This is a genomic window from Streptomyces sp. NPDC058525, assembly GCF_042719495.1.
GTDB lineage: Bacteria > Actinomycetota > Actinomycetes > Streptomycetales > Streptomycetaceae > Streptomyces.
This window is the reverse complement of record NZ_JBHXNP010000010.1, coordinates 107,733-119,077: the sequence shown is the minus strand read 5'-3', so window position 1 is coordinate 119,077 and position 11,345 is coordinate 107,733. Positions and strand designations below refer to the sequence as shown.

At 69.9% G+C, this 11,345-nt stretch carries 13 protein-coding genes; 3 read left to right on the top strand and 10 right to left on the bottom strand.

The annotated features are described in order from the left end of the window. Positions 1-85: 85 nt before the first annotated feature. From ACFWP3_RS08365 to clpS, 8 genes are all read right to left on the bottom strand, one after another. The gene (locus tag ACFWP3_RS08365) at positions 86-529 is read right to left on the bottom strand and encodes a hypothetical protein (RefSeq protein ID WP_384217548.1); all 444 of its coding nucleotides are present in this window, start codon (positions 527-529) and stop codon (positions 86-88) included. A 167-nt stretch (positions 530-696) separates the two neighbouring features. Next, a complete protein-coding gene (locus ACFWP3_RS08360; RefSeq protein WP_384217546.1) occupies positions 697-1,647 on the bottom strand; it encodes a PLP-dependent cysteine synthase family protein in 951 nt (316 codons plus the stop codon). Next, on the bottom strand, positions 1,647-1,925 hold the full coding sequence (locus ACFWP3_RS08355) for a MoaD/ThiS family protein (RefSeq protein ID WP_384217544.1): 279 nt from the start codon (positions 1,923-1,925) through the stop codon (positions 1,647-1,649). The genes ACFWP3_RS08360 and ACFWP3_RS08355 overlap by 1 nt, the downstream gene beginning before the upstream one ends. A 90-nt stretch (positions 1,926-2,015) precedes the next feature. Then, a complete protein-coding gene (locus ACFWP3_RS08350; protein WP_312847437.1) occupies positions 2,016-2,123 on the bottom strand; it encodes a putative leader peptide in 108 nt (35 codons plus the stop codon). A gap of 88 nt (positions 2,124-2,211) precedes the next feature. After that, the gene (locus ACFWP3_RS08345; RefSeq protein ID WP_384217541.1) at positions 2,212-2,634 is read right to left on the bottom strand and encodes a Mov34/MPN/PAD-1 family protein; all 423 of its coding nucleotides are present in this window, start codon (positions 2,632-2,634) and stop codon (positions 2,212-2,214) included. A gap of 82 nt (positions 2,635-2,716) precedes the next feature. Then, positions 2,717-4,171, bottom strand: coding sequence for an amino acid permease (locus ACFWP3_RS08340; protein ID WP_384217539.1), 1,455 nt, complete (start codon positions 4,169-4,171; stop codon positions 2,717-2,719). A 319-nt stretch (positions 4,172-4,490) separates the two neighbouring features. Further along, positions 4,491-5,096: a DUF2017 domain-containing protein gene (locus ACFWP3_RS08335; protein ID WP_384217537.1), complete on the bottom strand. Its 606-nt coding sequence runs from the start codon at positions 5,094-5,096 to the stop codon at positions 4,491-4,493. Continuing rightward, complete coding sequence (gene clpS / locus ACFWP3_RS08330; protein WP_361750857.1) at positions 5,096-5,410, bottom strand: ATP-dependent Clp protease adapter ClpS; 315 nt, start codon at positions 5,408-5,410, stop codon at positions 5,096-5,098. The genes ACFWP3_RS08335 and clpS overlap by 1 nt, the downstream gene beginning before the upstream one ends. An 80-nt stretch (positions 5,411-5,490) precedes the next feature. Here clpS and ACFWP3_RS08325 point away from each other — a divergent pair, with 80 nt between their 5' ends. Both ACFWP3_RS08325 and ACFWP3_RS08320 read left to right on the top strand, forming a co-directional pair. Further along, positions 5,491-6,819, top strand: coding sequence for a nicotinate phosphoribosyltransferase (locus ACFWP3_RS08325; protein ID WP_384217535.1), 1,329 nt, complete (start codon positions 5,491-5,493; stop codon positions 6,817-6,819). Positions 6,820-6,958: 139 nt separating this feature from the next. After that, a complete protein-coding gene (locus ACFWP3_RS08320; RefSeq protein ID WP_384217533.1) occupies positions 6,959-7,543 on the top strand; it encodes a nicotinamidase in 585 nt (194 codons plus the stop codon). A 227-nt stretch (positions 7,544-7,770) separates the two neighbouring features. Here the strand turns inward: ACFWP3_RS08320 and ACFWP3_RS08315 are convergent, their stop codons facing one another. Then, on the bottom strand, positions 7,771-8,073 hold the full coding sequence (locus ACFWP3_RS08315) for a hypothetical protein (protein ID WP_069920444.1): 303 nt from the start codon (positions 8,071-8,073) through the stop codon (positions 7,771-7,773). Positions 8,074-8,185: 112 nt separating this feature from the next. Beyond that, the gene (locus tag ACFWP3_RS08310) at positions 8,186-10,543 is read right to left on the bottom strand and encodes an immune inhibitor A domain-containing protein (RefSeq protein ID WP_384217614.1); all 2,358 of its coding nucleotides are present in this window, start codon (positions 10,541-10,543) and stop codon (positions 8,186-8,188) included. A 472-nt stretch (positions 10,544-11,015) separates the two neighbouring features. On the opposite strand from ACFWP3_RS08310, the gene ACFWP3_RS08305 reads away from it, so the two are divergent. Then, complete coding sequence (locus tag ACFWP3_RS08305) at positions 11,016-11,339, top strand: hypothetical protein (RefSeq protein ID WP_384217531.1); 324 nt, start codon at positions 11,016-11,018, stop codon at positions 11,337-11,339. Positions 11,340-11,345: the final 6 nt, after the last annotated feature.

Below are 11,345 nucleotides of genomic sequence, written 5' to 3'. Positions count from 1 at the left end.
GAGCGCCGTGCGTGCGCTGAGCGCCGTGAGCGCGGCGGGCCGGGGCGGCCCGTGGGCGTCCCGGCCTTCGGCGGGGCCTCGTGGGTCAGAGGGCGCCGGGGCTGCGGTCGGTGCACAGGGCCCAGATCACGAACACCCCGATCGCGATGGCGATCAGGGACCAGAACGGCTGGTAGGGCAGCCACAGGAAGTGCAGGATGATCATTACGCCGGTCAGGGCGATGCCGACGGCCCGGCCCCATGTCGTGCCCTTGAGGATGGCGATGCCGACGATCAGGACGACGATGCCCAGGATCAGGTGGATCCAGCCCCAGGACGTCAGGTCGAACCGGAACGAGTAGTCGCGGACCCGGAACAGGACGTCGTCCTTGGCGAGCGCGGCGATCCCTTCGAAGATCGCGAACACGCCGTTGATCATCATCAGGACGGCGGCGAACAGCACGCCTCCCGCCGCCCAGGCGGAGGAGCTCCCCGAGGGAGGGGGTTTGCCGGACGTGCCGGGGGCCGCGGGGTTGGGAGTGGTCGTCATCGAGCCACCACCCTCTCTGTGGGGTCGGTAGGGCACGTTCAGCGTCTGCCCGTACCGCCGTCCCGGCGACTTCCGTGGGCCATTCGGGCGACGTGCGCCCGGATGCGCCGCGGCCCGCTCCCCCGGTGGAGGGGAAGCGGGCCGGTGGCGCGTGAGGGAGAGTCGGCCTAGGCCCAGAGCTGGCCCTGGAGGACCTCGATGGCCTCTTCGGTGGTGGCGGCCGTGTAGACGCCCGTCGACAGGTACTTCCAGCCGCCGTCGGCCACGACGAACACGATGTCCGCCGATTCGCCCGCGGCCACCGCCTTGCGGCCGACGCCGATCGCCGCGTGCAGTGCGGCGCCCGTGGAGACGCCCGCGAAGATGCCCTCCAGCTGGAGGAGTTCCCGGGTCCGGGTGACGGCGTCCGCCGAGCCCACGGAGAAGCGCGTGGTGAGCACCGAGGCGTCGTAGAGCTCCGGGACGAATCCCTCGTCCAGGTTCCGCAGGCCGTACACCAGGTCGTCGTAGCGCGGCTCGGCCGCGACGATCTTGATTCCGGGGACGTGCTCGCGCAGGTAGCGGCCGACGCCCATCAGGGTGCCGGTCGTGCCCAGGCCCGCCACGAAGTGGGTGATGGACGGGAGGTCGGCGAGGACCTCCGGGCCGGTGGTGGCGTAGTGGGCGCCCGCGTTGTCCGGGTTGCCGTACTGGTAGAGCATCACCCAGTCGGGGTGCTCGGCGGCCAGCTCCTTGGCGACGCGCACGGCGGTGTTGGATCCTCCCGCCGCCGGCGACGAGATGATCTCGGCTCCCCACATGGCCAGCAGGTCGCGCCGCTCCTGCGAGGTGTTCTCCGGCATCACGCAGACGATGCGGTAGCCCTTGAGCTTGGCCGCCATCGCCAGGGAGATCCCGGTGTTGCCCGAGGTGGGCTCCAGGATCGTGCAGCCGGGGTACAGCCGGCCGTCCTTCTCCGCCTGCTCGACCATGTGGAGCGCCGGGCGGTCCTTGATCGAGCCGGTGGGGTTGCGGTCCTCGAGCTTCGCCCAGATGCGGACGTCCTCCGAGGGCGACAGCCGGGGCAGCCGGACCAGCGGCGTGTTGCCCACGGCGGCCAGCGGGGAGTCGTAACGCATCAGACAGCGCCGCCGGCCACGGCCGGGAGGATGGTGACGCTGTCGCCGTCGCTCAGCGCGGTGGAGATGCCGTCGAGGAAGCGGACGTCCTCGTCGTTGAGGTAGACGTTCACGAAGCGGCGCAGCTGGCCCCCGTCGACGATGCGCTCCTCAATGCCCTTGTGCCGGGTCTCCAGGTCGGAGAAGAGGTCGGCGAGGGTGGCGCCCTCACCGGACACGGCCTTCTCGCCGTCGGTGTAGGTGCGGAGGATGGTGGGGATGCGGACCTCGATGGCCATGGCTGGCTCCAGTCGTGAGTGAGGGCGTGAGAACGTGAAGGCGCGCGGGTTCCTGGCCCCCCGCGCGAGAGGGCTCTGGTGCTCTGGTGCTCAGACGGCGGGACAGATCGCGCTGGCGAGGCGGCACAGGTCGACGTGCAGCCGCGCCACGAGCAGCAGCCTGCCGGGCGTCTCGATGCTCACGTCGTGGGAAACCATGCGGTCATGTTAACGATTCCAGGTGCCCCGTTTGGAGTGGGATCCCGCATCGTGGACGCATTGCGCTCACATGCTGGTCACCGCTCGGTCAGTAGGCCTCGACGACCTGCACTTCTTCCTCGGTGATCTCGCCGTCGACGATGCGGTAGGAGCGGAACTGGAACTCCCCGAGGCCGTCCGCGTCCGCCGTCGAGACGACCACGTAGTGCGCTCCGGGCTCGTTCGCGTAGGTGACGTCCGTGCGGGAGGGGTAGGCCTCGGTCGCGGTGTGCGAGTGGTAGACGATCACCGGGTCCTCGTCGCGGTCGTCCAGCTCGCGGTAGAGCTTGAGCAGATCCTTGGAGTCGAACTCGTAGAACGTGGGCGAGCGGGCCGCGTTGAGCATCGGGACGAAGCGCTCGGGCCGTCCGGTGCCCGCCGGGCCGGCCACCACGCCGCACGCCTCGTCGGGGTGGTCCTGGCGGGCGTGCGCGACGATCCGGTCGTACAGGTCCTGGGTGAGGGTCAGCATGAGCGACAGGATAAGCAGACGGGCCCTCCCGTACCGAGGAGTGGTACGGGAGGGCCCGAATGGTGGACAGAGGGCCGTGGCGTCAGGCGTCCACGCTCAGCGAGACCTTCACGGAGGTGCCGCCGTCCCGGCCGCGGCGCTGGGAGAACAGGTAGGCCAGACCCAGCAGCAGGCCCCACAGCGGGGCGCAGTACAGCGAGACGCGGGCGTCCTTGTCGGCGCCCATCATCACGATGACCATGCCGATGAAGAGCAGGGCGAACCAGCTCGTGTACGGGGCGCCGGGGGCGCGGAAGGAGGACTGCGGCAGCTCGCCGCGGTCGGCCTTGGCGCGGTAGCGGATCTGGCAGACCAGGATCATGATCCAGGCCCACATGCCGGAGATGGTGGCGAAGGAGACGACGTAGTCGAAGGCCTTGCCCGGGGCGACGTAGTTGATCCAGACGCCCACCAGCATCAGCGAGGCACTGAAGGTGGTGCCGATGAGCGGGGTGCCGCTCTTGGTGAGCCTGGTGAAGATCTTCGGGCCCTGGCCGTTGAGCGCGAGGTCGCGCAGCATGCGGCCGGTGGAGTACATGCCCGAGTTGCAGGAGGACAGGGCGGCGGTCAGGACGACGAAGTTGACGATCGCGGCGCCGACGCCCAGGCCCATGCGCTCGAAGGCGGCGACGAAGGGCGAGACGCCGGGCTGGAAGTGCGTCCACGGGACGACCGACAGGATCATGATGAGTGCGCCGACGTAGAAGACGGCGATGCGCCACGGCACGGTGTTGATGGCCTTGGGCAGGGTCTTCGCGGGGTCCTTGGACTCGCCGGCGGTGACGCCGACCAGCTCGACGGCGAGGAAGGCGAACATCACGATCTGCAGGGTCATCAGCGTGCCGCCGAGGCCCTTGGGGAAGAAGCCGCCGTCGTTCCACAGGTTGCTGACGGTCGCGGTGTCGGCGGCGTCGGAGAACCCGATGGTGAGGATGCCGGCGCAGATCAGGATCATGCCGACGATGGCGGTGACCTTGACCATGGAGAACCAGAACTCGAGCTCGCCGAAGAGCTTCACGGAGATCAGGTTGGCGCCGTAGAGGATGACGGTGAAGATCAGCGCGTACGCCCATTGCGGGAAGCTGTCATGGGTCCAGTACGACATGTACTGCGCGGCCGCGGTGACCTCGGTGATGCCGGTGACCACCCAGAAGAGCCAGTACGTCCAGCCGGTCACGTACCCCCAGAAGGGGCCCAGGAACTCGCGGGCGTAGTCCGAGAAGGAGCCCGAGACGGGGCGGTACATGAGCAGCTCGCCCAGGGCCCGCATGATGAAGAAGATGACCAGGCCCGCGATGGCGTAGGCCAGGATCAGGCTCGGGCCGGCCTTGGAGATCGCCTTGCCGGCGCCCAGGAACAGGCCGGTGCCGATGGCTCCGCCGATCGCGATCATCTGGATCTGGCGGGCTCCGAGTGTGCGGTGGTAGCCCTCGCCGCCCTCGCCCCGCGTGCCCTCTCCGGGCGTCTTGCCGTGCTGCTCGACCTGCACAGAGGTCATGTCTGGTGCGCCTTTCTCCACGCCGACCCGCGCCTTCTGATGGCTGCGGATCGGGTCCTCGATCCCCCCGGATACGGATGGAGTTGCACGCCGGCGGTCAGCCGGTTCAAGCAGGCCGCGGGTCATGGGTGGCGTCCCGGCGGCGATCGTGAAGATTTATCACGTGCTTACGGGTGCCCGAGGACGGAAAATGTGACACGGGACACGGCAATTTCAGGACATAGATCCTGAAACAGATCAGACCACCGCATCGCGGTGATCTGATCGTTATCCGGATTTGAGCGTCCGCTGAGCGAACGATGTGCGCCCTTGAGGATCTTCAGAGGGTTTCGATGAGCGTCTCCTGGAGGCCGCCCAGCCACAGGTACGCCATCACCATCGGCTTGCGCGGATCGTCGTCCGGCAGCCGGAACAGCAGCGCGCTCTCGTCGTCCTCGGTGATGTCCAGCCGGGCCGCGATGGTCAGGCGCAGGTCGTTGAGCGCGCCGAGCCAGCGCAGCGGCAGCTCCCCGGTCAGCTCGAGCACCGCCGCCCCGTCGCCGGCCGGGGTGAGCCGGTCCAGGCTGTGCACGACGGCCAGCGCGTCCTCGCGCTTGCGGGTGCGCAGGTCGTTCTCGGTGAAGCGGCGGAACTCCGCCGAGCGGGCCCGCAGCTCCTCGGCGTCCTCCTCGGCGCCGGGGCCGTCCGGGCCGCCGTAGGCGTCGGGGAAGAGCCGGGCCAGCGCCGGGTCCGCCGGGGGCTCGGTGGGGCCGTCGGCGGCGAACAGCGCGGCCAGCGGGTCGGCGTCCTCGGCGGGCTCGGGCTCGCCGGGGCCGATCAGCTCGAGCAGCTGCACGGCGAGGGAGCGCAGGATGGAGATCTCGATCTCGTCGAGCGCGATGGCCGCGCCGCCGCCGCCCTTCAGGGGCTGGAACGTGCCGCCCATCAGTTGCGGTCCTGGGAGAGGGTCGCCCACAGGCCGTAGCCGTGCATGGCCTGCACGTCGCGCTCCATTTCCTCGCGGCTGCCGCTGGACACGACCGCTCTCCCCTTGTGGTGGACGTCGAGCATCAGCTTGTGCGCCACGTCCTTCGAGTAGCCGAAGTACGCCTGGAACACGTACGCCACGTAGCTCATGAGGTTGACCGGGTCGTTGTGCACCAGGGTCACCCAGGGGACGTCGGGTTCGGGGACCGCGAAGGTCTCTTCGGCCGACTCGGTGCGTTCGATCTCAATGGGAGCAACACTCACTTGTCCCATGCTGCCACCGTGACGGGCCCGTCGCACAAACGGGTCCTACATCTCGTCACTCTGACGAAATGTGCGCTAGCATCGCCGGCATGAACCCTGCGGACCTGGGCCTGCCGGTGGACGTGCCGTCGACAGCGCTCTTCACGGACCATTACGAGCTGACGATGCTGCAGGCCGCCCTGGCCAACGGCACCGCCGACCGCCGCTCGGTCTTCGAGGTGTTCACCCGCCGGCTGCCCGAAGGACGCCGGTACGGCGTGGTCGGCGGAACCGGCCGGGTGCTCGACGCGGTCGAGAACTTCCGCTTCGACGGCGCGGTGCTGGACTTCCTGCGCGAGCGGGCCGTCGTCGACATGCGGACCCTGGACTGGCTGTCCTCGTACCGCTTCTCCGGCGACATCTGGGGCTACCCGGAGGGCGAGGTCTACTTCCCCGGCTCGCCGGTCCTGCGCGTCGAGGGCAGCTTCGCCGAGTGCGTGCTGCTGGAGACCGTGATCCTGTCTATCCTGAACCACGACTCGGCGATCGCCGCGGCCGCCTCCCGGATGTCCTCGGCGGCCGGCGACCGGCCGCTGATCGAGATGGGCGCCCGGCGCACGCACGAGCTGGCCGCCGTGGCCGCCTCGCGCGCCGCGTACGTGGGCGGCTTCACCTCCACCTCGGACCTGGCGGCCGGATTCCGGTACGGCATCCCGACGGTCGGCACCAGCGCCCACGCCTTCACCCTGCTGCACGACAGCGAGCGGGACGCCTTCACCGCGCAGGTGGCCTCGCTGGGCCGGGGCACGACCCTGCTGGTGGACACGTACGACGTGGCGGAGGCGGTGCGCACGGCCGTGGAGGTCGCGGGCACCGAGCTGGGCGCGGTCCGCATCGACTCCGGAGACCTGCTGCTGGTGGCGCACCGGGTGCGGCAGCAGCTGGACGAGCTGGGGGCCGAGCAGACCCGGATCGTGGTCACCTCTGACCTGGACGAGTACGCCATCGCCTCGCTGGCGGCGGCGCCGGTGGACGCGTACGGGGTGGGCACCCAGCTGGTGACGGGCAGCGGGCACCCGACGTGCTCGATGGTCTACAAGCTGGTGGCGCGGGCGGCGTCGGCGGACCCGAAGGCGCCGCTGGTGCCGGTGGCGAAGAAGTCCACGGGCGGCAAGACCTCGATCGGCGGCCGCAAGTGGGCGGCCCGCCGGGTCGACGCGGAGGGCGTCGCCGAGGCGGAGGTCATCGGCACCGGCCCGGTGCCGGCCGCGCTGGCGGACCGGCAGCTCCTGACGCAGCTGGTCAAGGCCGGCGAGGTGATCGCCCGCGAGCCGCTGGAGGCCGCCCGCGACCGGCACCGCGCCGCGTGCGCCGGGCTGCCGCTGTCGGCGACCCAGCTCTCGCGCGGCGAGGCCGTGCTTCCGACCGAGTACGTCTGAGGCCGGGTGCGGCGCCGCACCCGGGGCTCCGCGGCGGCCCCACCCGGCCTCGCGGGAGTTTGAGGCGCGGGGGTCCGGGGACAGAGCCCCCAGCAGCCGGCCCGCACATCCACACCCGCCAAAGCGAAGGGCAACGCACATGCACCGCGCACTGATCGTCGTCGACGTACAGAACGACTTCTGCGAGGGCGGCAGCCTCGCGGTGACCGGCGGGGCCGATGTCGCCGCCGCCATCACCGAGCTCATCGGGCAGGCCACCGCCGGCTACCGGCACGTGGTCGCCACCCGGGACCACCACATCGACCCGGGCAGCCACTTCGCGCACCCCCCGGCCGAGCCGGACTACGAGACCTCCTGGCCCGTCCACTGCGTCGCCGGAACCGAGGGCGTCGGCTTCCATCCGAACTTCGCCCCCGCCGTCGCCTCCGGCGCGGTCGCCGCCGTCTTCGACAAGGGGGCGTACGAGGCCGCGTACAGCGGGTTCGAGGGGGCCGACGAGAACGGGACGGACCTCGCGCGCTGGCTGCGGGAGCGGCACGTCACCGAGGTGGACGTGGTCGGCATCGCCACCGACCACTGCGTCCGGGCGACCGCCCTCGACGCCGCCCGCGCCGGCTTCGCCACCCGGGTCCTGCTGGACCTGACGGCCGCCGTCGCCCCGCACACCACCGCCCGCGCCCTGGACGAGCTCCGGGCCGCCGGGGTCGTCCTGGTCGGCGGCTAGTGCTGTGACCGGAAAGGTTCACCGGGTCGCGACGCCCGGCACGGCACCTCGCCGCGTTGTCGGACCACGCAAGTACGTCCAGTACAAGCTGTGGTCCTCCGCCTTGCGATGCACCGCACCGGACGCCGCGACCCGGCAAACCTTCCCGGCCACAGCACTAGGCCCCGCCGGGGCGCCCGGCAGGGGCGCCGCGGCAGAGGCTTCCGGCAGAGGCTGCGGGGCCCCGCCTAGGTGCCCAGCAGGGCCCGGATGGGGTGCCAGAGCTCCTCGGCCACGTCGGGCGCGCAGCGCCACAGCAGGCCGTCCGGGTGGTGCAGGACGGCCGTGACCTCGTCCGGGGTCGGGGGCTGCGCGTTGCCCCGCAGGTACACCGCCCGCATGCCGAGGTTCCGCAGCCTGGTCAGGGCGCGGGCCCGGTTCGCGGCGTGCACCAGAACCCGGACATTTCCACCCTCTCCCGAGGGTCGCGGCAGCGTGAGCGCGACCACCACGCTGCCGCCTGGCAATCTGACGAAACCTCCACCGGGCATGGCTGTCATCTCCCCCGTCAATAAGAAACTCGCACCACGCATCTAAACGCGATCGGCCGCCGCCCGCTAGGGGGCGACGGCCGATCATGCTCTGACCTGCGGTTTTACCGAATTACTTCGAAGAGGGCCCGACCTCGATGGTCATGACCTCACCGTCGTAGGTCTCCTTCAGGATCTTGATCTTGGTGTTGGTGTCAGTGACCTTCACCGATCCCGTCGGGTTCTCGTCGTAGAAGTACTTGCCCTTGCGGTCGTCGAAGACCAGCTGGGCGGCCTTCGGCTTCAGGAAGAGCGACTCGCCGTTCTTGTGCAGCGTGAACGCGTCCGTCGAGTACGCGCTGAAGGTCGCGTCGTACGGCTGGATCTTGTTGCGCAGCAGGGTGCCGTCCGCCCACTTCATGGGCTTGGCGTTGGCGTCGATCGGCAGGATCAGACCCTGGCCCGGGTGCTGGCTGGTGTTGTTGTCCTTCTGGGAGGTGTCCCACTGCCAGATCAGCAGGCCGTCCTGGTACGGGTAGTGCTCGACCCAGTCCGGACGGGTGTTGCCGAAGCCGAAGTTGTACGGGCCCACCTTGAGGGTGGAGTCGTACGAGACGTAACGGCGGTTCTCGGCCAGGTAGTACTGCGCGTACTCCTTGGTGAAGCCGGCGCCGATGCGCGAGAAGCCCTTGCCGGTCCAGCCGTTGTCGCCGTTCTCGGCGCCGTCGGCGAACAGGGTGGCGCCGTCCGCGGTGATGTTGACGGCGTCGGCCGTGAAGCCCTTGCCGCCCGCGCCGCCGTCCGTCTGGTAGCGGAAGCGGAGGTCGACCTTCTTGCCCGCGTAGGCGTCGAGCGGGAAGTTCAGCGACTTCCAGGCACCCGAGACACCGGTCAGCGACGGGTTGCCCGCCGCGTCGACCGGAAGGGCCGTGCCGTCGGCCGTACCCGCGAGGGCGGTCCAGTTGGCTCCGCCGTCGGTCGACACCTCGGTGTAGAGGTAGTCGTACTCGGCCTCGATGTCCCACCAGCCCTTGAGGGACAGGGCGGCGGACGTCTTGCCCGTCAGGTCCACGGAGCGGGTGAGGGTGTTCTTGAGGTCGTCACCCATGTTGCTCCACCACTGGGCGGAGCCCTCGGCGGGAGCGACGACGTCCGTCTGCACCTTCTTCTTCGGCAGCTCGACGACCAGCGCCTGCTTGTCCTTGGTGTTGTACTCCGCCACGCCCAGCTTGTGGGTGGACTTCGTCGCGGCCTTCGCCGTGTCGTAGTTCAGCCAGCCGAGCTGGAGCTTGTCCCAGGCCGTCATGTCGCCCGGGAGGTCGCCTATGGAGTCCTTGCCGGTGCCGAGCCAGGAGCCGGCCGACATCAGGGACCAGAAGCCGACGGAGTTCTCGCCGCCACCGGAGGTGTCGTAGAGGTCCGGCAGGCCGAGGTCGTGGCCGTACTCGTGCGCGAAGACGCCGAGGCCGCCGTTCTCCGGCTGCATCGTGTAGTCGCCGACCCAGATGCCGGTGTCACCGATCTGGGTGCCGCCGGCCTTGTTGTTGTCCGGGCCGGTCTTGCCCGCGCTGGTGCCGTACGCGTACCAGCGGTGCGCCCACAGCGCGGTCGTGCCCTGCACGCCGCCGCCGGCCGACTCGTCCTCGCCCGCGTGGACGATCTGGAAGTGGTCGATGTAGCCGTCGGGCTCGTTGAAGTTGCCGTCGGCGTCGAAGTCGTAGCGGTCCCACTGGTCGTACTGGGCCAGCTGCGCCTTGATCTGCGCGTCGGTCTTGCCGGCCTTCTTCTGGGCCTCCGTCCACGCGAGGACGCCGTCCTTGACGGTGTCCCACACGTTGGAGCAGTTGGTCTGGCCGCAGTAGTTGGAGCCGTAACGGCCCTCGTTGTACGGGACCTTGACCCAGTCGGAGACCTCGCCCTCGACCGAGTAGCGGCCCGAGGAGGTCTTCTCGTAGTAGGTCTTCAGCGAGTGCTTGCCCTGACCCGTACCGAAGTACAGCTCCTGGAAGTAGTCGCGGCTGAAGTCCTTGCGCCAGGCCGTGGAGTTGTCGTTCGCGCGGTCCGGCTGGGCGATCGTGTTGTGCAGCGGGCCCGGGGTGCCGCCGTACTTCTGGACGGGCGGCTTGGGGCCGGGGCCGTCCGGGTCGTACATGGTCGTGTCGTCGACCTGGTCGCCGAACTCGACGAGGATCGTGAAGATCTTGTCGGTCTTCTCGCGGCCGAGCTCGACGTACTTCTTGTCGTCGAGCTTGACGACCTTGGAGGCGCCGCGCTGCTCGACGTCCTTCTTGCCCGTCAGGACCTGGTCCAGGGCGGCCTTGCGCTGCTGCGCCTGCTGCTCGCTGAACGGGCCCTTGAGGTCGTGCTCGACCACCTTGGCAGGAGCGGTCGGGTCCTGCCGGTCGGCGGCCGGGGCGGCGCCCGGGCCCTTTTCGTCGGCCTGGGCCGAGGCGACGGTGAAGAAGGTGGCGCTGGTGGCGCAGGCGGCCATGGTCACGGCGACGGCGGCGGTACGAAGCGCACGCCGTCTGGCGGAATTGCTGGTCACTTGATGTCGTTCCCCTCCCGCGGCCGCATGGACGGTCGGAACGTCTCCATAGGAGCGGGGGGTTCCGCGCGGCGCGCGTCTCAAGTGACGACATTTGACCGGAGAGTCGAAAGAAAAGACAGACCTTGACTTGTTCCTTACAACTGCACTATGCGGTCAGTCAGTTCCGCTATTCGGACGTTCCGCTGCCATATGGGGCGAAGGCCACGTCACGGCGTCCGGCGCGCGCCTCGGCGGGGCATTTCGGGGCCCCCGACGGCGTGCGGCATGACCCCGTGCGCCCCCCGTGCACCGGCACCGTGGGTTAGGTCACGCTTACTGGCGGTTCCGCTCGGGCATCCACCCTCGTAGAGTCACTTGACGCGCGACCTAGTTGAGCCGACTCCCCCTCCCCTCCCTGAGGACGGATATCGCCATGCCGCGTCCGACTGCCGCACAGCTCGCCTACGGGTCCGCCACCGTCGTCGTGTCGACGATCGCCATGCTGCTGCTCTCGCAGACGAGTTCGGGGCTCTGGATCGCGCTCATCGCCGCCGCCGCCCTCGCGCTCGGCCTGCTCGTCGCCGTCACCGTGCCGCTCCCCGGGCGCGGGGGCCGCCACGCGGCCCGCCCCGGCTCGGCCCCGGCCGCCGCGGCTCCCGCGCCCGTTCCGGCCCCCCTGCCGTACGCGGACGCGCCGACGGCCGCCCGGGTACCCGAACCCCGGACGGCCGCTGCCGAACACCCCGTCCACCACTGACCGACT